21 protein-coding genes are annotated in these 23154 nt (G+C 66.6%); 14 read left to right on the top strand and 7 right to left on the bottom strand.

The genetic code is table 11. The features are described from left to right. Positions 1-12: 12 nt before the first annotated feature. Positions 13-801 carry a FadR/GntR family transcriptional regulator gene (locus ACKY0W_RS14985; protein WP_409434707.1) on the bottom strand — a complete coding sequence of 263 codons (789 nt, stop codon included), beginning with the start codon at positions 799-801 and terminating at the stop codon, positions 13-15. 105 nt (positions 802-906) lie between these two features. On the opposite strand from ACKY0W_RS14985, the gene ACKY0W_RS14980 reads away from it, so the two are divergent. Next, positions 907-1752 (top strand): MBL fold metallo-hydrolase, encoded by an 846-nt coding sequence (locus ACKY0W_RS14980; protein ID WP_409434706.1) that lies wholly within the window; start codon positions 907-909, stop codon positions 1750-1752. Next, a complete protein-coding gene (locus tag ACKY0W_RS14975; RefSeq protein ID WP_409434705.1) occupies positions 1749-3005 on the top strand; it encodes a cytochrome P450 in 1257 nt (418 codons plus the stop codon). Before ACKY0W_RS14980 ends, ACKY0W_RS14975 begins: the two co-directional genes overlap by 4 nt. A gap of 21 nt (positions 3006-3026) precedes the next feature. Here ACKY0W_RS14975 and ACKY0W_RS14970 read toward each other — a convergent pair whose 3' ends face one another. The 3 genes from ACKY0W_RS14970 to ACKY0W_RS14960 all read right to left on the bottom strand — a co-directional run bounded on the left by ACKY0W_RS14970 (position 3027) and on the right by ACKY0W_RS14960 (position 6396). Further along, positions 3027-3824: a L,D-transpeptidase gene (locus ACKY0W_RS14970; protein ID WP_409434704.1), complete on the bottom strand. Its 798-nt coding sequence runs from the start codon at positions 3822-3824 to the stop codon at positions 3027-3029. A gap of 134 nt (positions 3825-3958) precedes the next feature. Beyond that, a complete protein-coding gene (locus ACKY0W_RS14965) occupies positions 3959-4153 on the bottom strand; it encodes a YbdD/YjiX family protein (RefSeq protein ID WP_409434703.1) in 195 nt (64 codons plus the stop codon). Continuing rightward, positions 4129-6396 (bottom strand): carbon starvation CstA family protein, encoded by a 2268-nt coding sequence (locus tag ACKY0W_RS14960; protein WP_409434702.1) that lies wholly within the window; start codon positions 6394-6396, stop codon positions 4129-4131. The genes ACKY0W_RS14965 and ACKY0W_RS14960 overlap by 25 nt, the downstream gene beginning before the upstream one ends. Before the next feature lie 117 nt (positions 6397-6513). Between ACKY0W_RS14960 and ACKY0W_RS14955 the strand changes: the two genes are divergently transcribed. The 4 genes from ACKY0W_RS14955 to ACKY0W_RS14940 all read left to right on the top strand — a co-directional run bounded on the left by ACKY0W_RS14955 (position 6514) and on the right by ACKY0W_RS14940 (position 11966). Continuing rightward, positions 6514-7281, top strand: a complete 768-nt coding sequence (locus ACKY0W_RS14955; protein WP_406782085.1) for an SDR family NAD(P)-dependent oxidoreductase — start codon at positions 6514-6516, stop codon at positions 7279-7281. Positions 7282-7302: 21 nt separating this feature from the next. Beyond that, a complete protein-coding gene (locus ACKY0W_RS14950) occupies positions 7303-9468 on the top strand; it encodes an acyl-CoA dehydrogenase (protein WP_409434701.1) in 2166 nt (721 codons plus the stop codon). Positions 9469-9571: 103 nt separating this feature from the next. After that, the gene (gene poxB / locus ACKY0W_RS14945) at positions 9572-11308 is read left to right on the top strand and encodes a ubiquinone-dependent pyruvate dehydrogenase (protein WP_409434700.1); all 1737 of its coding nucleotides are present in this window, start codon (positions 9572-9574) and stop codon (positions 11306-11308) included. Between the two features lie 190 nt (positions 11309-11498). Beyond that, on the top strand, positions 11499-11966 hold the full coding sequence (locus tag ACKY0W_RS14940; RefSeq protein ID WP_409434699.1) for a homocitrate synthase: 468 nt from the start codon (positions 11499-11501) through the stop codon (positions 11964-11966). A 16-nt stretch (positions 11967-11982) separates the two neighbouring features. Here ACKY0W_RS14940 and ACKY0W_RS14935 read toward each other — a convergent pair whose 3' ends face one another. Beyond that, a complete protein-coding gene (locus ACKY0W_RS14935; protein ID WP_409434698.1) occupies positions 11983-13458 on the bottom strand; it encodes a cytochrome P450 in 1476 nt (491 codons plus the stop codon). 165 nt (positions 13459-13623) lie between these two features. Between ACKY0W_RS14935 and ACKY0W_RS14930 the strand changes: the two genes are divergently transcribed. Together ACKY0W_RS14930 and ACKY0W_RS14925 are read left to right on the top strand one after the other, a co-directional pair. Next, positions 13624-14226, top strand: a complete 603-nt coding sequence (locus tag ACKY0W_RS14930) for a TetR/AcrR family transcriptional regulator (RefSeq protein ID WP_406757632.1) — start codon at positions 13624-13626, stop codon at positions 14224-14226. Between the two features lie 71 nt (positions 14227-14297). Then, a complete protein-coding gene (locus ACKY0W_RS14925) occupies positions 14298-15173 on the top strand; it encodes an SDR family oxidoreductase (RefSeq protein WP_409434697.1) in 876 nt (291 codons plus the stop codon). 13 nt (positions 15174-15186) lie between these two features. Here the strand turns inward: ACKY0W_RS14925 and ACKY0W_RS14920 are convergent, their stop codons facing one another. Beyond that, a complete protein-coding gene (locus ACKY0W_RS14920; protein WP_409434696.1) occupies positions 15187-16365 on the bottom strand; it encodes an AAA family ATPase in 1179 nt (392 codons plus the stop codon). A 145-nt stretch (positions 16366-16510) separates the two neighbouring features. Here ACKY0W_RS14920 and ACKY0W_RS14915 point away from each other — a divergent pair, with 145 nt between their 5' ends. Continuing rightward, the gene (locus ACKY0W_RS14915; RefSeq protein WP_409437799.1) at positions 16511-17923 is read left to right on the top strand and encodes an ATP-binding protein; all 1413 of its coding nucleotides are present in this window, start codon (positions 16511-16513) and stop codon (positions 17921-17923) included. Here the strand turns inward: ACKY0W_RS14915 and ACKY0W_RS14910 are convergent. Beyond that, positions 17893-18573: a response regulator transcription factor gene (locus ACKY0W_RS14910; RefSeq protein WP_409434695.1), complete on the bottom strand. Its 681-nt coding sequence runs from the start codon at positions 18571-18573 to the stop codon at positions 17893-17895. The genes ACKY0W_RS14915 and ACKY0W_RS14910 overlap by 31 nt on opposite strands. Before the next feature lie 81 nt (positions 18574-18654). Between ACKY0W_RS14910 and ACKY0W_RS14905 the strand changes: the two genes are divergently transcribed. The 5 genes from ACKY0W_RS14905 to ACKY0W_RS14885 all read left to right on the top strand — a co-directional run bounded on the left by ACKY0W_RS14905 (position 18655) and on the right by ACKY0W_RS14885 (position 23031). Further along, entirely contained in the window at positions 18655-19326 is a 672-nt protein-coding gene (locus ACKY0W_RS14905) for a DedA family protein (RefSeq protein WP_409434694.1), read from the top strand. Between the two features lie 400 nt (positions 19327-19726). Further along, positions 19727-19966, top strand: a complete 240-nt coding sequence (locus tag ACKY0W_RS14900) for a redoxin NrdH (RefSeq protein WP_406757502.1) — start codon at positions 19727-19729, stop codon at positions 19964-19966. Positions 19967-20025: 59 nt separating this feature from the next. Beyond that, a complete protein-coding gene (gene nrdI / locus ACKY0W_RS14895) occupies positions 20026-20484 on the top strand; it encodes a class Ib ribonucleoside-diphosphate reductase assembly flavoprotein NrdI (RefSeq protein ID WP_409434693.1) in 459 nt (152 codons plus the stop codon). Next, positions 20451-22622: a class 1b ribonucleoside-diphosphate reductase subunit alpha gene (gene nrdE / locus ACKY0W_RS14890; protein ID WP_409434692.1), complete on the top strand. Its 2172-nt coding sequence runs from the start codon at positions 20451-20453 to the stop codon at positions 22620-22622. Before nrdI ends, nrdE begins: the two co-directional genes overlap by 34 nt. A gap of 37 nt (positions 22623-22659) precedes the next feature. Then, positions 22660-23031 carry a hypothetical protein gene (locus ACKY0W_RS14885; protein ID WP_409434691.1) on the top strand — a complete coding sequence of 124 codons (372 nt, stop codon included), beginning with the start codon at positions 22660-22662 and terminating at the stop codon, positions 23029-23031. Positions 23032-23154 lie beyond the last annotated feature (123 nt).

The raw sequence follows: 23154 nt of genomic DNA, 5'->3' as shown, positions 1-23154 counted from the left end.
TCGAGGAGTTCGTCAGTGCTGGGCGTCCGCAGCGTTGGAGAAGCCACGGGGCCGGACCATGGCGGGGTCGACGATCCCCGTGCGGCCGGGGTAGTGCTGGGCATGCAACAGGTGCGCCGCGGCAAGGTCTCGGGCCCGCTGGGCGTCGCCGACATCGATGGCATCGATCACCTGGCGGTGGTCCTCCAAGACGGCGCGCCGCTCCGGAACGGGCACCGTCGAATGGTCGGTGACCTGACTTGACCAGCTTTGCTCGTGAGCGGACCACAGGGCTTCGAGCGCACCGGCCATCACGAGCATGGTGGCGTTGCCGCAGTGCGTGACGAGCGCTTCATGGTAGCGGCGACTGGCGGAGGTGGCCTTTTGCAGGTCGTCGACCGCGGCCACCGACTCCTCGTGCAACCGGCGCAGAATGGGCACCACCGTGCTTTTTCGGTCCGGCCGCTGCGCGCACAGTGCCGCGCAGGCCGGTTCGACCTGCAGCAGCGCGGTCCCGACGTCGGCCAGGCTCACCTGTTGTGAGCCCAGTACCAGGCCCATGGTGTAGGCGACGTTTGCTGGCGTGGGTCGATGTATCACCGCGCCGCCCCGCTTTCCGCGGCGCACCGTGAGCAGTCCCTCGGCCTCGAGGATGCGCATGGCTTCGCGCAATGACGGCTTGCTGATGGCGAACTCGACCAGGAGTTCGTCCTCTTTGGGGAGCACGTGGTCGTCGGTCAGCTCGCCGGCGAGAATGCGCCGACGGAGCTCGTCGGCGACCTGTTCAGCGAGCCGCCGAAAGCGGATGGTGGGTGCTGCCACGAGTCGAGTGTGCCAGATCAGGCCGTACGGATCCGGTTCTCGTCGAATCGCTCACTTCCAAATGATTCGTGGCATACGATCGCGCTGCGAGAAGGGGACCGTAGCGTGCAGCATTGGACTGTCGGCGACGTTGACATCCACGCGGTCCTGCAGGCGGTCATCCCGATCCCGCCCGCCCGGCTTTTCGCGGGAGCACCCGAGCGTTGTGCGGACGACTCGCTGCCGGAGTACTCCGACGCGGCGGGAAACATCTTGATGGCGATCCAGTCCTATCTGATCGCGTCCGAGACGTCGCGGGTGCTTGTCGACACCTGCTTCGCCGAGAGCTTCCTACGGACCCGGAACCTGCCGGATCGCTTCGAGGAGTCGTTGGCGGCCACCGGATTTGGTCCCGACGACATCACGGCGGTGGTGTGCACGCATCTGCACCGCGACCACGCCGGTCGCAACACCGTGGAGCAGGCGGGGCAGTGGGTGCCGACGTTTCCCCACGCCGACTATCTGGTGACCGAGGCCGAGCACGCGCACTGGTGCGGATTCACCGGTGAGGACCGGGTGGCGCCCGAATGCGTCGACCCGTTGGCCCAGCACGGCAGGCTCCGGTTGGTAGCGCCGGATCATCGGCTGACCGAGAGCATCCGGCTCGTCCCTACCGCCGGCCACACCCCTGGTCACGTGTCGGTGCGCATCGAGTCCGTCGGCGCCGTGGCCTACATCAGCGGCGACGTCGTGCACCATCCGGTCCAGATCGGCGACCCCGAGATCAGTGCCCTGCCCGACGCCGACCCGCGCGCTGCTCGCGCCAGCCGGCTGGACTTGTTGCGCCGGGTCGCCGATGAGCGGGCACTGCTGCTCGGATCACATTTCGCCGCCCCGTCGGGCGGCTACATCAACAGCGCCGGTGCAGGCCTGGCGTGGCAACCGCTGGTAGAGCGAGAGGGAGCACGATGACCGAGACACAGCACCTGCTGCCGGAGGGGTTCGACTTCACCGACCCCGCACTCATCGCCGAGCGCATCCCGCACGAGGAGTTCGCCCTCCTGCGCAAGACCGAACCGATCTGGTGGAACGCCCAGCCCTTCGGCGCCTCCGGCTACCCCGACGAGGGCTACTGGGTCGTCACCAAGCACGCCGACGTCCGGGCGGTGTCTCTGCAGGACGAGGTGTTCTCCTCACACGAGAACACCTCGCTGATCCGGACGAACACGACGAACAATCAAGAACTCCACGACGCCAGTCGCGACAACATCATGCTCTTTCTCGACGGACCCAAGCACGCCAAGCTGCGCCGGATCGTGTCACGGGGATTCACGCCCCGCGTGGTCGCCGGTATGCGGGATTCGCTCGACCGCCAAGCCCGAGAGATCGTCACGGCCGCCGCTGCGCACAACACCGGCGACTTCGTCACCGAGGTGGCGTCGCAGCTCCCGTTGGCCACCATCTGCGAGCTGATCGGTGTCCCGGCGGATGAGCGCCAGCAGGTCTTCGACTGGAGCAATCGGCTGGTGGGCGGCGGCAACGGCGAACCGGATGCCGGAGCCGACGGGCTCCAGGCCTCCGCCGAACTGTTGGGCTACGCCTATCAAATGGCCGAAGATCGCAAGGCGCACCCGCGCGATGACATCGCGACGGCCCTGGTGACCGCGACCATCGACGGTGAGGAGCTGACCGCACTGGAATTCGGTTACTACGTGATGATGCTGATGGTGGCCGGCAACGAGACCACCCGCAACGCCACCTCGCAGGGGATGCTGGCGTTCTTCGACCACCCCGACCAATGGCGGCTGTTCGTCGCCGAACGCCCCACCACCATGGCCGAGGAAGTGGTCCGCTGGGCGACGCCGGTCATCTCCTTCCAGCGCACGGCGTTACGCGATGTCGAGCTCGGCGGAGTGCAGATCCGCAAGGGCCAGCGGGTCGGCATGTTCTACGGCTCGGCCAACTACGACGACGAGGTGTTCGAGGACCCCTTCACGTTCAACATCCTGCGAAGCCCCAACCCCCACCTGGGTTTCGGGGCTCCCGGAGCGCACTATTGCATCGGTGCGAACCTCGCCCGCATGCAGATCAATCTGATCTTCGGTGCGCTGGCCGACATCATTCCCGACATCCACCAGCTGGATCGCCCGTCGCGGTCCGTGCTGCCCTGGATCAACGGGATCGATGCTATGCCGGTGGAATTCGGCAGCGCGTCGGCGTCCTAGCGGGCGTCCCGGCGGCCCGCGTCACTCCTTGATGATCACCGGGTCGCCGATGTTGACCCGGTCGAAGTACCACTCGGCGTCGGTAGGACTCAGGCCGACGCAGCCGTGGCTGACGTTCTCCAGCCCCAGGGAGTGCAGCGCCCACGGTGCCGAGTGGACGTAGAGCCCGCGCCGGGTGATGCGCACTGCCTGCTCGACCTCGAAGCGGTAGCCCTCGGCGGAGTCGATCGGGATCCCCACGCTGCTGGAGTCCATGATGACCTTGCGGTCCTTGCCCAGCACGGTGTAGTTGCCTGTCGGCGTCTCGTATTCGGTCTTGCCCATGGTGGCGGGCATGACGCCGTCTTCGCCCCAGTGCGGGCGGTGGTGCGGTGTGGGCAGCGGGCCGGCCTCGTCACCGTCGACGGTCACGGTGAAGGTGTGCGCCGAGATGCTGGCGACGCCCACCACCTTCGCGCCCGTGCTGAAGTCGACGGACAGCTTGCCCACCGACAGCGCCACGGCGCTGTGCGACGGCCAGTAGTGGTCGGGAACCCACTGCACCTCGGTGTCGTCGACCCAGTCGAAGGTTCCGGTCATCGGCGGGGTGGACCGCACCGCAATGCTGCGCTCGGCGGCCCGGCGGTCGATCACCGGTGCGGAGAAGGTCACCACCACCGGGTGCGCCACGCCGACGACGGCGCCCGATGCCGGCTGGATCGATGCGATCCCGGCGCCGGGCGGTTGGCTGGCCGCGGCCGAACTCGTTCCGGGCGGCGTCACGAACGTTGTGACCGCGACCCCGATCACCACCATTGCTGAACGCACCGATGTCCACATCGTCGGCATACCTTCCCGATCTTCTTACCTTGGGTTATCGCCGTTGATGGTAGGGAGATTCGCGCCGGAAAGCCTCGCGCACATGCCCACGAGTCGGTCAAGGCTTCATTAAGTTTTGGACACGGCAGCGTCAGTCAGCAGCAGCGTGCCCCGGGATCGCCGTCGTGCCGGCGCCGCCAGTAGTCGCGCTCGGAGAGCACCGGTTCGCCGGGATGGGCGCGACGGCGGTACTCCAGGTAGCGGTGGTAGTGGTTGTCGCCCAACAGCGACGCCCAGTACCAGCCGACGTGACGGGCGGCCCGGCCTAATCCGCGCAGCGGGCGTCCCATTGCGCCTGCACCTTTCGTTCGACCGCGGTCGGGATCAGCCCCGCGGGCGCGAACCGCCGCGATGCCACCGGCGGAGGCTCGGCGGTCGACCCCGCGTCGCGAATCGCCCGCAGTGACACCAGGATTCCCGCAATGACCACCACCGCCACCACGGAGGCGAACACAATCGACAAGGTGCCCTGGATGAAGGTGTTGCGGACGACGTCGTGCAATTGCGCGGGGTTGGCCGCCGATCCGAAGGAGGTCTCGCCGGCGCGTTCGGCGGCCCGGTAGGCGAAGTGCTGCGTCCAGTAGCCCACCCGCGGATCACCGGAGAAGATCTTCTGCCACGACGCCGTCATGGTGACCGTCAGATCCCACAGCAGCGGAATGCCCGGGATCAGTGCCCATTTCAGGCCTGAGGTCCCGTTGCCCTTCTTGATCACGATCACCGTCACCACGGTCAGTGCGATCGCGGCCAGTAACTGGTTGGCGATACCGAACAGCGGGAAAAGGGTGTTGATCCCGCCGAGCGGATCGGTGACACCCATCAACAGGATCGAACCCCACCCGGCGACCACCACCAGGCTGCACACCCACGCTCCGACCCGCCAACTCGGGTTGGACAGCCGGCGCAGCGGTCCGCCCAGATTGCTCAGCGCGTCGGAGAGCATGAATCGGGCCACCCGGGTGCCGGCGTCGACGGTGGTCAGGATGAACAACGCCTCGAACATGATCGCGAAGTGGTACCAGAAGGCCTTGAGGCCGGGCCCGCCGAACACCCGCCCCAGTACGTCGGCCATTCCCAACGCCAGGGTCGGTGCCCCGCCGGTACGCGACACGATCGACTGTTCGCCGACCGCGGTGGCGGCCTCGGTGATCTGATCGGCGGTAATCGGCGACCCGCCCAGCCCGAGGCCGTTGACGTAAGCGGCGGCACTTGAGGCGGTGCCGCCGGTCGCGGCGACCGGAGCATTGAGGGTGAAAAACAGGTGCTGGTCCAGAATAGAGGCGGTGATCAGCGCCATCACCGCGACGAAAGACTCGGTGAGCATTCCGCCGTAGCCGATCAGCCGCATCTGGCTCTCTTTTTCGAGCAGTTTCGGGGTGGTGCCCGAGGCGATCAGCGAATGAAATCCCGACAGCGCGCCGCACGCGATCGTGATGAACAGGAACGGGAACAACGACCCGGCGAACACCGGCCCTTCGCCGGTGCGGGCGAACTCCGAGACGGCCGGCGCGGCCATCAGCGGCCGGGCGATCAGGATGCCGACGGCCAGCAGGATGATCGTGCCGACCTTCATGAACGTCGACAGGTAGTCCCGCGGCGCCAGCAGCAACCACACCGGCAGCACCGAGGCGGCGAAGCCGTAGCCGATGATGCACCAGGACAACGTCACCGGGGACAACGTGAACCATGCGACACCCCAAGAGGTTTCGGCGACCCACTTGCCCGATGCCACAGCAGCCAGTAGCGCGACTATTCCGATCAGGGACACCTCGGACACCCGGCCCGGCCGCAAGTACCGCAGGTAGAACCCCATGAACAGGGCGATCGGGATCGTCATCGCGATGGAGAACACGCCCCAGGGACTGACCGCCAAGGCCCGCACCACGATCAGGGCCAGCACCGCGATCAGGATCACCATGATGACCAGCACGCCGATGATCGCGGCCGCCCCGCCGACGACACCCAGTTCCTCGCGGGCCATCTGTCCCAGGGAGCGGCCCCGTCGGCGGACCGAGCACCACAGCACCAGGTAGTCCTGCACGCAGCCGGCCACCACCGCGCCGATGATGATCCAGATGGTGCCCGGCAGGTAGCCCATCTGCGTGGCCAGTACCGGGCCGACCAGCGGGCCTGCGCCGGCGATTGCCGCGAAATGGTGGCCGAAGAGCACCCGCCGGTCGGTCGGCAGATAGTCGGTGCCGTCCTCGAAGATTTCGGCGGGCGTGGCGTGGTCATCGCGCGGGCGAACGATCTTGCGTTCGATAAACCGTGCGTAGAAACGGAATCCGATGATGTAGGTGCACACCGCGGCGATGACGAACCACACCGCGTTCACCGATTCGCCGCGGGCGAACGCGATCGATGCCCACGCCAGCGCGCCCGCGACCGCGACCGCACCGAACACCATTTTGTGCCGTGCGGAGATGGGGGAGCGGTCGATCACCGCCACCGCCGGCAACTCGGGGTCGGTGTGCACATAAGTCACCGGCCCGTCGTGTCGCTCGACTACCTCCGGCGCCGTCGGTGCGGCCACGGGTACCTCCTTGGGACCTTCTCTGATGCCCGAGGGGCAGCGGTTTCCGAGCGGAACGATAACTTGTCCTAGATTCTCAACTACTAGATTTCCCGTAACGGCGACGAAGGGGTGTGCATGGACATCAACGGCAAGAAGGTCGTCGTCGTCGGCGGTGCCTCCGGAATGGGCCGGGCCACCGCGGAGCTGCTGGCTGCCGGCGGGGCAGACGTCGCGGTGCTCGACCGGGAAGGCTCGGAGGGCAAAGAGGTAGCCGCCGGTCTAAAGGGCGGGGCTGGCGCCTTCTACCCGGTGGACATCACCGATTTCGACGCTACCGAGAAGACTCTGGCTGCGGCGGTCGAGGGCCTGGGTGGGCTGCACGTCATCGTCACCACGGCGGGCGGCGGTATCGCCAAGCGCACCCTGAGCAAGTCCGGCCCGCACGACCTGGAGTCCTTCCGTGCGGTGATCGACCTGAACCTGATCGCCACGTTCAACATCAACCGGCTGGCCGCCGCGCACATGAGCACCAACGAGCCCGAAGACGACGAGCGCGGCGTCATCATCAACACGGCGTCTATCGCTGCGTTCGAGGGTCAGATCGGCCAGGTCGCCTACACCGCCGCCAAGGCGGGCGTCGCCGGTATGGCTCTGACCATGGCTCGCGACCTCGGTTCGGTGGGCATCCGGGCGCTGGCGATCGCGCCGAGCCTGTTCGCCACCGGACTGACCAAGGGCATCCCGGAGGAGTTCGCCAGTGCCCTGACCAAGGACGCGGCGTTCCCCAAGCGCCTGGGCCGGCCCGAAGAGTTCGCCAAGTTGGTTGCCGCCGTCGTCGACAACCCGATGCTCAATGGACAATGCCTGCGGCTCGACGCCGGCCAGCGGTTCGCCCCCAAGTAAACGAAAGCCAGGAGACAGCCCATGGGCATCGCAGTAACCGAAGACCACCGCGAACTGGCCGAAGTGGCCCGCGGATTCTTGACCGCGCAGAAGGCCCGCTCTGCGGCCCGTGCGCTGCTCGACGCGGCCGAGGAGACTCGGCCACCGTTCTGGGCCGAACTGGCCGCGCTGGGCTGGCTGGGCCTGCATATCGACGAGGAGCACGGCGGGTCGGGCTTCGGGCTGCCGGAGTTGGTGGTGGTGATCGAGGAGCTGGGCCGGGCGGTGGCGCCGGGGCCGTTCGTTCCGACCGTCATCGCCTCGGCGGTGATCGCTGCCGCCGGCACCCCCGAGCAGCAGGTCCGCCTGCTTCCCGGGCTGATCGACGGGTCCCTCACCGCCGGCGTGGGGCTGGCCGGTGACATCGTCCTGGACGGCGGCGTGGCCTCCGGTGACGCCGGCGTGGTGCTGGGCGCGGGCCTGGCCGACGTGCTGCTGGTGGCCGCCGGTGAGGACGTGCTGGTGCTCGAGCGGGACCGGGCCGGGGTCAACGTCGACGTGCCCGGGAACCTCGACCCCACCCGCCGGTCCGGACGAGTGATGCTGACCGGTGTCGGAGTCACCGCCGACGACATCCTGTCCGGTGGGCGTGAGTCGGCGCTGGCGCGCGCCCGGGTCTTGCTGGCCGCCGAAGCGGTCGGCGGTGCGGCCGACTGCACCGATTCGGCCGTCGAGTACGCCAAGGTGCGCGAACAGTTCGGCCGGACCATCGCCACCTTCCAGGCCATCAAGCACCATTGCGCCAACATGCTGGTCGGTGCCGAGTCGGCAACCGCCGCGGTGTGGGATGCCGCGCGGGCTGACGGGGAGGACGAGTACGCTTTCCGGCTGGCCGCCGCGGTAGCGGCCACGCTGGCGTTCCCCGCCTACGTGCGCAACGCCGAGCTCAACATCCAGGTGCACGGCGGTATCGGCTACACCTGGGAGCACGACGCCCACCTGCAGCTGCGTCGGGCCCTGACGGTGCAGGCGTTGTTCGGCGGCGACGCACCGGCCTTGGCCGTCTTCGAGAGCGCCGCGGCCGGCATCACGCGGGCCAACAGCCTGGACCTGCCGCCCGAAGCCGAGGAGCTGCGCGTCCGAATCCACGCCGACGCCGCCGAGATCGCGGCGTTGGGCACCGAAGACCAGCTGGACCGGTTGATCGCGACCGGCTACGTGATGCCGCACTGGCCCAAGCCGTGGGGCCGGGCCGCCGACGCCGTCGAGCAGCTGGTGATCGAGCAGGAATTCAGCGCCGCCGGTATCCAGCGGCCCGACTACTCGATCACCGGCTGGGTGATCCTGACGCTGATTCAGCAGGGCACCGACTGGCAGATCCAGCGATTCGTGGAGAAGGCGCTGCGCCAGGAGGAGATCTGGTGCCAGCTGTTCTCCGAGCCCGCTGCCGGCTCGGATGCCGCCGCGGTCAAGACCAAGGCAACCCGGGTCGAGGGTGGCTGGCAGATCAACGGCCAGAAGGTGTGGACCTCCGGTGCCCATCTGTGCCGGCGCGGCCTGGCCACGGTGCGCACCGACTTCGACGTGCCCAAGCACGCCGGCATCACCATGGTGATCATCGACATGAAGGCGCCCGGCGTCGAAGTGCGGCCGTTGCGTCAGATCACCGGTGGGTCGGAGTTCAACGAGGTGTTCTTCAACGACGTCTTCGTGCCCGATGAGGATGTCGTCGGCGAGGTCAACGAGGGCTGGAAGGTGGCCCGTGCGACCTTGGGCAATGAGCGGGTCAGCATCGGCGGAGGTGGTTCTTACACCGCCGGGGTCGACCAGCGGCTGATTGCCCTGGCTCAGCAGCACCGGAGTTCGGTGGCCGACGCCGCGGCGCGGATCGGCCGGTTCGTTGCCGACGAGCACGCGTTGCGACTGCTCAACCTGCGCCGGGTGGCGCGCAGCATCGCCGGCGCCGGCCCCGGACCGGAGGGCAACGTCACCAAGCTCAAGCTCGCCGAGCACATGGGTGATGGGGCGGCTATCGGCGCGGCGCTGCTAGGCCCAGACGTCGCCCTGGACGACGGGCCGGGCGCCATGGCCGGCCGGATGGTGATGGGCGCGCGCGGTATCGCGATCGCCGGCGGCACCTCGGAGGTGACGCGCAACCAGATCGCCGAGCGAATTCTGGGGATGCCCCGCGACCCGCTGATCAAGTAGCGTTTCGGGGACAGACACCCCTGCGCGGGCGTGCAGAGTTGTCCGGCGAAAGTCCTGGTGGCGCCGAACAACTCTGCACGGTCGCCAGTGAGGAGGACGCGAAATGGCAACCGTCGCAGACCATGTCATTGCCGCCCTCAAACACAGCGGTGTGCAGCGTATCTTCGGGATACCCGGTGACAGCCTCAACGGACTCACCGATGCGATCCGCCGGGCCGGCGGGTTCGGCTGGGAACAGGTGCGCCACGAGGAGACCGCGGCGTTCGCGGCCGCAGCCGAAGCGGCGCTCAGCGGCAACTTGGCGGTGTGCGCAGGTAGCTGCGGACCCGGCAACCTGCACCTGATCAACGGCCTGTTCGACGCCCAGCGCAGCCGTGTACCGGTGCTGGCGATCGCTGCCCACATCCCACTGGCCGAGGTCGGCTCAGACTACTTCCAGGAAACCCATCCGCAGAACCTGTTTCGTGAGTGCAGCGTCTACTGTGAGTTGGTCAGCACCCCCGAGCAGGCGCCCCGCATCCTGGAGCTGGCCATGCGGGCGGCGGTGGAGGAGAACGGCGTCGCCGTCGTGGTGGTGCCGGGCGAGATCTTCGGCCACCGCCTCGACGAGACCGGCTGGGGAGCGCGTCCGGTGCTGTCCACCGGGTCGGTGTGTCACCCCGACGAGCAGGGGCTGCGGGCGGCCGCGGCCACGCTCAACGCCGCCGCCAATGTCACGATCCTGGCCGGTGCGGGCGTCGCCGGTGCGCACGACCAAGTGATGGAGCTGGCGCGCACATTGGCGGCTCCGATCGTGCACGCCTTGCGCGGCAAGGAATACATCGAGTACGACAACCCCTTTGACGTCGGCATGACCGGACTGCTGGGCTTCGCCTCGGGCTACAAGGCGATCAGGGAAGCCGACGTGTTGCTGATGCTCGGCACGGACTTTCCCTATCAGCAGTTCTATCCCGATCGGGCGCAGATCATTCAGGTCGACATCCGCGGTCGAAACCTGGGCCGGCGTACCCCGATCGATCTCGGGTTGCGCGGCACAGTTGCCGACACCGTCGCCGCGTTGCAGCCGTTGCTGGTGCGCAAGTACGACAGCAGCCATTTGGACAAGTCGCTGAAGCACTACCGCAAGACCCGCAAGAGACTGGACGCGCTGGCGTCCAACGATCGGGATCGCACCCCGATACGTCCCGAATATGTTGCCGCGCTGGCTAATCGGCTGGCCAACGACGACGCGGTGTTCACCGTCGACGTCGGCTCCCCGGTGGTGTGGGCGGCTCGCTACGTAACCATGAACGGGCGGCGGCGGTTGATCGGGTCTTTCAACCACGGCACCATGGCGTGCGCATTGCCGCACGCGATCGGCGCCCAGTCCAGCGACCGTGAGCGACAGGTCATCGCGTTGGCCGGTGACGGCGGGCTGGCGATGCTGTTCGGCGAGCTGCTAACGCTGACGCAGAATCGCTTGCCGGTCAAGGTGATCGTGTTCAACAACTCGTCACTGAACTTCGTCGAACTGGAGATGAAGGCCGCCGGCATCGTCAACTTCGGTACCGAGTTAGACAATCCAGACTTCGGCGCCGTCGCCACCGCGTTGGGCATGTTCGGGCGTCGGGTGGAGCATCCTGCCGATTTGGAAGCGGCCCTGACCGAGGCATTCGTTTACGACGGCCCGGCTGTCGTCGACGTCGTCACCGCCCGCCAGGAACTGTCGATCCCCCCGGCGATCACCGCTGAGCAGGCCAAAGGATTTTCGCTGTACGCGATCCGCACCATTCTGGCCGGTCGCGCCGACGAGCTGCTGGATCTGGTGACCACCAACGTGGCCCGCCGCATCTTGAATTGATATCGATCTCGACGCTGGTCCATAAATGCATTGCGCGTCCGGCGGACGCGCTACTAGCCTGGGTGACATCATGCGGTACCTAGTCGTAGTAGCCAGCACCCGCAGCGGGGTCTGATCCAGACCGGCCCCCCGCTGTGGGTCGGAAGCTACTACCCGTCGGTCGCTCTCTTCGAGCAGAAAAGACCGCACCATGGCATACACATCCTTCGCAGATCGGTTCAGCACCCGACTCCCACGTGAACTGCGCGACTCGGCCGCCCAGCTCACCTGGGAAGGCTTCGTGGCCAACTATGGGCGCTGCGCTGGGCCGCTGCGGCTGGGCCGGTGGCGCTGCCTGGACGCCGACCGACCCACGGCACGGGTGGGGCTAGAAGGCCGCACCTATCAGGCGACGATCGCCATCGGAGACCGGACCGGCACGTGCACCGCTGCGGCGCACGGACCGCTGGCCGCGCTGACCGAAATGCTCTACGAGCGCGGAATCACGTTGGAAATCCTGGGATTTCATCAGCTCGCTTGCGGCACCGAGACGGCGACGTTCATCCACGGATCCAACGGCCGCGCGACGGCCTGGGCGGTGGGCTTCGCGCCCGACGCAGGGGCCTCGGCCGTGGATGCCGTCGTCACGTGTGTCAATCGGCTGTTGACGGCAGGGTGATCCTGCCGGCGCACGGCTAGAGCCGGCGCAGGACGATCGGCATCCCGTCCATCGGGATCGGCATGCCGCCGTAGTCCCAACGCGGCTTGTAGTCCGGGTGGGCCAGCTCAATCCGGTACTGGCGCAGCAGCCGATGCAGCACCGTCTTGACCTCGAGACGGCCGAACACCATTCCGATGCACTTGTGCGCCCCGCCGCCGAACGGCGCCCAGGCGTAGCGGTGCTTCTTGTGCTCGGCCCGCGGCTCGAGGAAGCGTTCCGGGTCGAATTGGCGCGGGTTGGTGTACAGCTCGGGCAGCCAGTGGTTCATGCCCGGCCAAGTGACCACGTTGGTACCGGCCGGCACGTAGTGGCCCAGCAGATCGGTGTCGCGGACGGTCTGGCGCATGTTGAACGGCAGCGGCGTCACCAGCCGCAGGGACTCGTCCATGACCAGGTCGAGGGTCTCCAGCTTCTCCAGCGACTCGATGTCCAGCGGGCTGTCGCCCAGGCGCGTCGATTCGTCGCGCGCCCGGTCCTGCCACTCCGGGTGGGCGGCCAGGTGGTAGATCATCGTGGTCACCGTCGAGGTGGTGGTGTCGTGGGCGGCCATCATCAAGAAGATCATGTGGTTGACGATGTCGGCGTCGGAGAAGCTGTTGCCGTCCTCGTCGGCGGTGTGACAGAGCACGGTCAGCATGTCGGTGCCCTCGGCCTTGCGACGCTCTTTGACCCGCTCGACGAAGTAGTCCTCGAGCAGCTTGCGGCCTTGCAGGCCCTGCCACCACTTGAACGGCGGCAAGCCGGTCCGGATGATCGCGCCGCCGGCCCGAGTGGTCTGCTCGAAGGCGCGGTTGACCTTGGTGACCAGCTGGTGGTCGCTGCCCGGCTCGTGGCCCATGAACACCACCGAGGCGACGTCGAGGGTCAATTCCTTCATCGCCGGGTACACCAGGAAACGGCCGTCGTCGGTGGGCCAGTCGGCCACGATCGCCGAGGCCACCCGGTCGATGTCCTCGACGTAGCTGGCCAGCCGGGGCCGGGTGAAGGCGGACTGCATGATCCGCCGATGGCCCATGTGCTCGTCGAAGTCGAGCATCATCAGGCCGCGGTTGAAGAACGGCCCGATCACCGGGAGCCAGCCCTTCTGCGAGTAGTCCTTGTTCTTGTTGGTGAAGATCGTCTGGGTGGCGTCGGGTCCCAGGGCGACGATCGACGGCAGGATGGGCGAGTCGGCGAAGGTGATCGGGCCCCGGGTGTTGTACAGATGCAGCGGGAAGTCGGGTCCCTGGCGGAACATCTCGACGATGTGACCCAGCAGCGGCAGCCCCGAGTCGCCGACGATGGGCTTCAGATCGCTGCCCGCCGGCGGGGTAGCCAGCGTCCGTTGCGGCCAGTCGACCGTCATCAGCCGCTTTTCCAGCATTCCCATCCCGGGGATGGTGTTCACGGTCGGGATGAACCGGCGTTTTGCCTGGTCGAGCAGGTAACGCGGGGTGCTGATGGTGGTCACAGACGCTCCTCTAACGGCCCGGACAGGTTGTGGTAACCGTCACTCGGCCCTAATCCTTGAAGTAAGTTTGACGCCTGTCAAGTTTGAATCCGGCGCGGCGTGGTGCAAGGTGCAAAGGTGAATAGCGAGGATGGCGCGGGTGGGCGGTCTGCCGACGATCTGCCGATGCGGCGGGGCGACAAGCAACGTCAGGCGATTGTTCAGGCGGTGCGCGAACTGCTGGAGGAGAAACCCTTCGCGGAACTGTCGGTCAGCACCATCAGCGATCGGGCCGGGGTGGCGCGCTCGGGTTTCTATTTCTACTTCGACTCCAAATACGCCGTGCTTGCCCACATCCTGGCGGAGGCCACGCACGAGCTCGAAGAACTGACCCACTACTTCGCGCCGCGGGGTGCCGACGAATCGACGGAGGCATTCGCCGAGCGCATGGTGGGCAGTGCGGCCGCGGTCTACGCCCACAACGACCCGGTGATGTCGGCGTGCAACCTGGCCCGCAACAGCGACGCCGAGATCCGAGAGCTGCTCGACGCCCAGATCGATGCGGTGATTGACCAGATCGTCGGCGTGGTCAACGACGAACTCGCCGCGGGCACTGCGAACCCGATCAGCGACGACATCCCGGCGCTGGTGCGGACCCTGGGCGCTACCACCGCCTACATGCTTTCCGGAGACAGTGCCTTCGTCGGGCCCACCGGTGACGTGGGTCGTGGCGTGCAGGTGCTCGAGGCGTTGTGGCGCAACGCGCTGTGGGGCGGCCGCAAGCGCTAGCGGGTCGCCGCCATCAGCTCAACGGGGGATTGAATCATCGGTGAGTGGTACCGCCGGTATCGTCTGCACCCATGACACGCGTAGCGCAGTACTACCGGGGCAAGCGGTGCTTCATCACCGGAGCGGCGAGCGGGATCGGGCGGGCCACCGCGTTGCGGCTGGCTGAGCACGGCGCCGAGCTGTACCTGACCGACCGCAACGCCGAAGGCCTGGCCGAAACCGTCGCGGATGCACGCGCTCTGGGCGCGCTGGTACCTGAGCACCGGGTGGTCGACATCGCCGACTACGACGACGTCGCCGCTTTCGCCGCCGACATTCATGAGCGGCATGGGGCGATGGACGTCGTGATGAACATTGCCGGGGTGTCGGCGTGGGGGACCGTCGACCGGTTGACCCACCAGCAGTGGCGAAAGATGGTCGACATCAACCTGATGGGCCCGATCCACGTCATCGAGTCGCTGCTGCCGCAGATGATCGCCGCCGGCCGCGGCGGGCACCTGGTCAATGTGTCCTCGGCGGCCGGAATCGTCGCCTTGCCCTGGCACGCGGCCTATTCCGCCAGCAAGTACGGCCTGCGTGGAGTGTCGGAGGTGCTGCGCTTCGACCTGGCCCGGCACAAGATCGGGGTGTCGGTGGTGGTGCCCGGCGCGGTGAAGACCGGGCTGGTCCACACCGTCGAGATCGCCGGCGTGGACCGCGAGGACCCGCACGTGGAAAAGTGGGTGGGCCGTTTTGCCGGCCATGCCGTGTCGCCGGAGAAGGCGGCGGACAAGATCCTGGCCGGGGTGGCCCGCAACCGCTACCTGGTCTACACCTCCGGTGACATCCGGGCGCTGTACGCGTTCAAGCGGCTGGCCTGGTTGCCCTACAGCGTGGCCATGCGTCAGGCCAACGTGCTGTTCAGCCGGGCACTGCGGCCGTCGCAGGCGTCACTGCGCAGCTCCTGAGCCGCCAGACCGCTCAGCGGCTGCCCCAGTCCCAGGCCGGGGTGTTGAGCAGACCCAGCCCGGCGGCTCGCGTCTCGCCGAAGTCTTTGTAGACCTCGATCTCCGCGGTGTCGTGGCGGTCGGCCTCGGCAACCGGAACGGCGGCGAGCAGTTCGGGCATGGCGCGCGCGTGGGTGACCACCACGACCTGGGTCCGGTTGGCTGCGGCCTGGATGAGTTCGGCCAGGGGCGCCACCAGGTCGGGATGCAGTGACGTTTCCGGCTCGTTGAGCACCATCAGCGACGGTGGCTGCGGGCTCAGCAGGGCGGCGGCCCACAGCAGGAAGCGCAGGGTGCCGTCGGACAGCTCGGCGGTACGCAACGGCCGCAGCATGCCGCGCTGGCGCAGCTGAAGGTCGAACATGCCGTCGTGGGAGCTGACCGACAGCGTCGCCCCGTCGAATGCGGCGGCGATCGCACGGTCCAGCTCGTCGTCACCGGACTCGATGATGGTCTGTACCGCCGCAGCCAGATCGACGCCGTCGCCGGCGAGTACTGGCGTGCGCGTACCGACCTGCGGCCGTCGCACCGCTGCGCCGGCATCGACCCGGAAACCGTCGTAGAAGCGCCAGTCCCGCAGCCGGTCCCGTACTGCGGCCAGTTCCGGATGCGCGGCGGGGTGGGCGAATTCGGCGAGCAGGCTGCGATAAGTCGGCAAGGTCCGCGACAGTTCCTCGACCCCGGAGCCCGTGCTGGACTGCGCGAAAGCCCGGGTGCGGCTGACCAAGGTGGCGCCGCGCCGCGGCACCGGTCCGGCGAACACGATCTCCCGTTTGATCTCCGGATCGTGGGCGAATGCCGACGCCTGCTCGGGATCCTGCGGCAGTCCCAGATCGACCAGGTAGCCGAAATCGTCAGAGGCGAAACCCATCTCCAGCGAGACCGGTCGGGTGCGCACGCTGCCTTGGGCGGCTCCGCTGCGGCGCGCTTCGCCGAGCTGTTCGGGGCCGGCCCACAGCACCGACTCCAGGCCGCCCTCCCGGGCCAGCGAGCCGATCACTTCGCCACGCCCGCAGTCGGCCAACAGCCGTAGCGCCCGATACAGCGACGACTTGCCGGTGCCGTTGGCCCCGGTGACGACCGTGAGAGGGCTCAACGGCAGCACCAGGTCGCGCAGCGAGCGGTAGCCGCGCACAGCCAGCGTCGAAAGCATGCTCGGCAGGCTAGCGGGCTCCTCCGACAGGGGATGGCGAACCCGCGGCCTCAGTGGCGTCACAGCGGCGGCGGTACACGATGACGGGCATGCTGTGTCGAGACGCGATGAACCGGGAGGTGGGGTGAGGGACAGCACGCACCGGATGCGGGCCGTCATCGAGCGGCTTCGCTCGTTGTACAGCGGTGTGCGGATCCGATCGGCGCTGGCTGCCGCGGCGGTGATGACGATCTGCCTTGCCATTGCGGGCGGGCTGCTCCTGCTGGTGCTGTATCGGTCGCTGGAATCGACCGCCGAAACCGCGGCGGGACTTCGCGCCGAAAACATCGCCGCCCAGCTGCGGTCTGACGATCTCGACGATCTGGAGTCGGCGCTGCTGGCCACCGATGGGCAGATCGCCGTGGTGCAGGTGGTCGGGGCGTCTGGCGTGATCCGGGCCGCCTCGAACGGCGCACCCCGATCTCCGCTGGCCGCGGTAGCCCCCGATGAGGGCCAAGCACGCTACGTGGGCCGCGTCGAAGCCGCCACTGGCGAGGAGTATTGGGTATCGGCCCGCGGCGCCGCCGCCGACGGAGCTCCGGTCACCGTGCTGGTGGGGGTGGACCGCGAGCCGGTCGAAGAGATCGTCGCCGAGGTCGGTGTGCTGCTGGCGCTCGGCGCACCGATTCTGATCGTGTTGGTGGCGGCGGGAACTTTCCGCCTGGTCGGCGCCGCACTGCGACCGGTGGAAGCGATCCGCACCCGGGTGGCGTCGATCTCGAGCGCTGACCTGACCGAGCGGGTTCCCGTTCCCCGAACCCATGACGAGATCGCCGAACTGGCGACGACGATGAACGCCATGCTCGCTCGCCTGGAACACGGCAGGGCCGCCCAACTTCGCCTGGCCAGCGATGTCTCGCACGAACTGCGCAGCCCGCTCGCCACGATCACCACCGCGCTGGAGCTGGCCAGTGGCCGGCCCGAGCTGATGGACCAGGAACTGATCGACGAATCGCTGCTCCCGGAAGCACGGCGGATGAGCCAACTTCTGCAAGACCTGTTGCTGCTGGCCCGCTCCGACGAAGGGGCACTGGGACTGCGGTGGGAGGACGTCGACATCGACGATCTGCTGGAGGCCGAGGCGGCCCGGCTGAGTGGTAACGGGACGGTCAGCGTCGCGACCGAAATCCGGGCCTGCCGGGTAACCGGCGATCGCGCTGCCCTGACCCGGGTGATTCGCAACCTGGTCGACAACGCGGCCCGGTATGCCCGCAGCACGGTGACGCTGAGCTGCCGTCCGGTCCCGGACGGCGTCGTGATCACGGTTGCCGACGATGGTCCCGGGATCCCGGCGGGGGATCGGAGCCGGATCTTCGAACGGTTTGTCCGGCTCGACGCGGCCCGTGCCCGGGCGTCAGGTGGAACCGGGCTCGGCCTGGCGATCGTCGCGGAGGTGGTGCGCGCTCACCGGGGAACCGTCACTGTCGGTGATGCTGCCGCCGGTGGTGCGGTGTTCACCGTCGCATTGCCGCGGCAGGGTTGCCCCGATCAAGAATCGCTGTCCGAGCGCAGCCGGTAGCCCGCGCCACGCACGGTCTCGATGGTGGCGAGCCCGAACGGCACGTCGACCTTGCGGCGCAGATAACCGATGTAGACCTCGACGACGTTCTCGTCGCCGGTGTAGTTCGTATCCCACACCGACCGCAGGATCTCGGGCTTGGTGACGACATCGCCCTGGTGCCGCATCAAGAACTGCAGCAGTCCGAATTCCCGCGGCGTCAGGGTGAGCACCGTGTCGCCGCGGGTCACCCGGCGCCGAGCCGGATCCAGCGTCAGGGTGCCCGCGGTGAGCACCGTCGGACGCGCCGGGGCGCCTCGGCGCAGCAAGGCGCGCAGCCGCGCCACCAGCACGACGAATGAGAACGGCTTGGTCAGGTAGTCGTCGGCACCGATGTCGAAGGCATCCGCCATGTCGTACTCGCCGTCCTTGGCCGACAGCATGAGCACCGGCGTCCACACCTGCTGGGCTCGCAGCTCGCGAACCACCTGATAGCCGCTGAGGCCGGGCAGCATGATGTCCAGCACCACCACGTCGTAGTCGCCGGTGGTGGCGGCGGCCAGACCATCTGCGCCGTCGTGTTCGACGTCGACGACGAAGCCCTCGGCGACCAGTCCACGACGCACCGTCTCAGCCAGCCGAGCCTCGTCTTCGACCAGCAATATCCGCACCACACCAGTAGAGCAGAGCTCGACCCCCGGGCTCTCCGCGTTCTCAGCGGTCCCACAGCGCCTCGCGGACAAGCTGGTGCCATGACCGGAATTACTACCAATCCAGACACTTTGATCGCCACGTTCGGTCTGCTGGGCGTGCTGGCGGTGGTGTTCGTCGAGACCGGTCTCCTGGTGGGCTTCTTCCTGCCCGGCGACTCGCTGCTGTTCACCGCGGGCGTGCTGGCCGCTCAAGTTCACCCCGCGGTTCCGTTGTGGCTGCTGATACTGACCGTGCCGCTCGCGGCGATCGCCGGCGATCAGTGCGGCTACTTCCTCGGGGTCAAGGCGGGGCCGGCGGTGCTGGAGTCTCGAGGCGCCCGACGGCTCGGCCGCCATCAGGTGGAGCGCGCCCAGCGCTACTTCGCTGCCCACGGCAAGGCGACGGTCTTTCTGGCGCGCTTCGTCGCGGTGGCGCGGACCCTGACGCCGGTGCTGGCGGGGGCGTCCGGAATGCACCACCGAACGTTCACCGGCTACAGCATCGCCGGGTCTTTGGCCTGGGGTGCGGGCGTTCCTTTGCTGGGATACCAGCTCGGCGGCATCGGGTTCGTGCGCGCGCATCTGGACCTGGTTCTGCTGGCTGTCATCGCAGTGTCGCTGGTACCGGTGCTGCTGGGCGTCGTGGGCGGCCGTCTGCGCCGGAACCGTCGCCGGCCGGCCCCCGTTGCCGTGGCGGATCTGCGGGAATCTGTGCCTGCCGGGACGCGTTGATCGGGAGGCTAGACAGCTTTGCTGGCAGGAGGTCGACGGGTGCCTGCGCCGATCGCTTGTCGGTGCCGAGTGATAGACCTGCGGTTATGAAGAGAGAGATGCTCGAATGTGAGATGCGACACGCCGACGTACACGGCGCCGCAAGCTTACGACCAGCGAATTTCAACAATGTCGTTCAGAACATCTAGTATTAACCCCGAGGGATGACCACTAGGTGTAGTGTTCGGGGGACCGACAGGCCCGGGATCTTCCAGTTATCCGGGCCGCGGCAACCGGCACCAATTTCGGTGCTCTGCCACGGCTGCGGAGCTGGAGAACGGAAAGTCCTGGCGGCCAGCTGAACGTAGTGCCCGATCCGTCATCCTTTCGTTGTCGACGATTCGCTGAGGAGCCTGCCGCCATGAGCATCACTGTCTACACCAAGCCCGCGTGCGTGCAGTGCAACGCAACCTACAAGGCGTTGGACAAGCAGGGCATCTCCTACGAGAAGGTCGACATCTCGCTGGACCCCGACGCCCGTGACTACGTCATGGCGCTGGGCTACCTGCAGGCCCCGGTTGTGGTCGCCGGCGACGAGCACTGGTCGGGTTTCCGGCCGGACCGCATCAAGGCGCTGACGCAGACCGCGCTCAGCGCGTAGGCGCCGGTGGTCGGGTACGGGTACGGGTGGAGTCTGACTGAGAGCTGAAGGGGGTCGCCATGTCTGCGGATTCGGAATGCAGCCTGGTGTATTTCTCTTCGGTGTCGGAGAACACCCACCGGTTCGTGCAGAAGCTGGGCCTGCCGGCCATCCGGATCCCGCTGCACGGACGCATCGAGGTCGACCACCCCTATGTATTGGTCCTGCCGACCTACGGCGGCGGACGTCAGCAGCCCGACACGAACGACGGCGGCTACGTGCCGAAGCAGGTCATCGCTTTTTTGAACAACGAACACAACCGGGCGCTGCTGCGCGGCGTGATCGCGGCCGGCAACACCAACTTCGGTGCGGAGTTCTGCTACGCGGGTGACGTGGTGTCCCGCAAGTGCGGGGTGCCGTACCTGTATCGATTCGAATTGATGGGAACCGACGAGGACGTACAAGCCGTCCGCGCGGGCTTGGCCGATTTCTGGAAGGACGAGGCATGCCACCAACCGCTGCAACTGCAGAGCAGGTAACCGCAACCACCCGCAGCGCACCGGTGGGCGAGCTGGACTTCCACGCGCTCAACGCGATGCTCAACTTGTATGACGCCGACGGCAAGATCCAGTTCGACATGGATGTGCTGGCCGCCCGTCAGTACTTCTTGGAGCACGTCAACCAGAACACGGTGTTCTTCCACAATCAGGACGAGAAGCTCGACTACCTGATCCAGAAGGAGTACTACGAGCGCGAGGTGCTCGACCAGTACTCGCGCAACTTCGTCAAGTCGTTGCTGGATCGGGCCTACGCCAAGAAGTTTCGGTTCCCGACGTTTCTGGGGGCGTTCAAGTACTACACCTCCTACACCCTGAAAACCTTCGACGGAAAGCGCTACCTGGAGCGGTTCGAGGACCGGGTGTGCATGGTCGCGCTGACCCTGGCCGCCGGTGACACCAAGCTGGCCGAGCAACTCGTCGAGGAGATCATCGACGGCCGGTTCCAGCCCGCCACCCCGACGTTCTTGAACTCCGGCAAGAAGCAGCGCGGCGAGGCGGTCAGCTGCTTTTTGCTTCGCATCGAAGACAACATGGAATCGATCGGCCGGTCGATCAACTCCGCCCTGCAGCTGTCCAAGCGTGGCGGGGGAGTGGCGTTGCTGCTGAGCAACATTCGCGAGCATGGCGCCCCGATCAAGAACATCGAGAACCAGTCTTCCGGGGTCATCCCGATCATGAAGCTGCTGGAGGACTCCTTCTCCTACGCCAACCAGCTCGGCGCCCGTCAGGGTGCCGGTGCGGTGTACCTGCACGCCCACCACCCCGACATCTACCGCTTCCTGGACACCAAGCGGGAGAACGCCGACGAGAAGATCCGGATCAAGACGCTGAGTCTGGGCGTGGTGATTCCCGACATCACCTTCGAGCTGGCGAAGAAGAACGAGGACATGTATCTGTTCTCGCCCTACGACGTCGAGAAGGTCTACGGGGTGCCTTTCGCCGACGTCTCCGTCAGCGAGAAGTACTACGAGATGGTGGACAACGCGGCCATCCGCAAGACCAAGATCAAGGCGCGCGAGTTCTTCCAGACTCTGGCCGAGTTGCAGTTCGAATCCGGCTACCCGTACGTCATGTTCGAGGACACGGTGAACCGGGCCAACCCCATCGAAGGCAAGATCACCCACTCGAACCTGTGCTCGGAGATCCTGCAGGTCTCCACCCCGTCGGAATTCAACGACGACTTGTCGTACGCCAAGGTGGGCAAGGACATCTCCTGCAACCTCGGTTCGCTCAACATTGCCAAGGCGATGGACTCGCCCGACTTCGGCCAGACCATCGAGGTCGCCATCCGGGCGCTGACCGCGGTGTCGGATCAGACTCACATCTGGTCGGTGCCGTCGATCGAGCAGGGCAACAACTCCTCGCACGCCATCGGGCTGGGTCAGATGAACCTGCACGGGTATCTGGCTCGGGAGCGGATCTTCTACGGTTCCGAAGAGGGTATCGACTTCACCAACATCTACTTCTACACCGTGCTGTATCACGCGCTGCGCGCGTCGAATCGTCTTGCCCTGGAACGGGGTACGTCATTCGTCGGCTTTGAGAATTCCAAATACGCCTCCGGGGAGTTCTTCGACAAGTACACCGAGCAGGTGTGGGAGCCCAAGACCGCGCGCGTGAGTGAGCTGTTCGCCGAGGCGGGCATCCGGATTCCGGGCCAGGACGATTGGCGCCGGCTCAAGGAGTCGGTACAGACCCACGGGATCTACAACCAGAACCTGCAGGCCGTTCCGCCGACCGGGTCGATCTCCTACATCAACCACTCGACGTCGTCGATCCATCCGATCGTGGCGCGGGTCGAGATCCGCAAGGAAGGCAAGATCGGCCGGGTCTACTACCCGGCGCCCTACATGAACAACGACAACCTGGAGTATTACCAGGACGCGTATGAGATCGGCTACGAGAAGATCATCGACACCTACGCCGCGGCCACCCAGCACGTGGACCAGGGGTTGAGCTTGACGCTGTTCTTCAAGGACACCGCGACCACGCGCGATGTGAACAGGGCTCAGATCTACGCCTGGCGCAAGGGAATCAAGACGCTGTACTACATCCGCCTGCGGCAGATGGCGCTGGAAGGCACCGAGGTCGAGGGTTGCGTGTCCTGCATGCTGTGAGCGCGACGAAGCGCATGAAAGTCGTATCGAGAGGTGGATGATGATCCAATCGCAGTTGACGGTGGCTGATTTGCGTACTCGGTTGAAGCTAGCGGGATTTGAGGGCAGTGTGCGATCCACCCACGCCCTCGGTCCAATGGAGCATGTGAACCAGCTCTGTGCTTACCTACGCTGCTCAAGTCACAGGCCGAACGAGGTATTCATCAACACCGGTGTGGCATGCGATCACCACCACCTCACCGTCGACATCATGGACCTCGTCAACGCATTTATGAATGGCGACCTTGATCAGGGTTGGAATGTCGAATCCAACGGCGACGCCAGCACAGGCATTCTGACGCGGGAAAGTGTTGCTCGTGCGGGCATTCCGAGCAGTCAATGGGCCTCTAACCCATATCGTGCTAGCTGATCGGCGTTGTATCAGTGTTCCGGCGGGTGAAGGCTTGACTGGCGGCAAGCGAGAAGGCACTACGGACGAGATGTCGAACACTTGGTCTTGCCAACCGAGGCAGGCGCTTGGGCTCTTTGAGCG

The organism is Mycobacterium sp. SMC-14, assembly GCF_046250075.1.
In the GTDB taxonomy this organism is placed as follows: domain Bacteria; phylum Actinomycetota; class Actinomycetes; order Mycobacteriales; family Mycobacteriaceae; genus Mycobacterium.
This window is presented reverse-complemented; position numbering and strand designations above follow the sequence as displayed.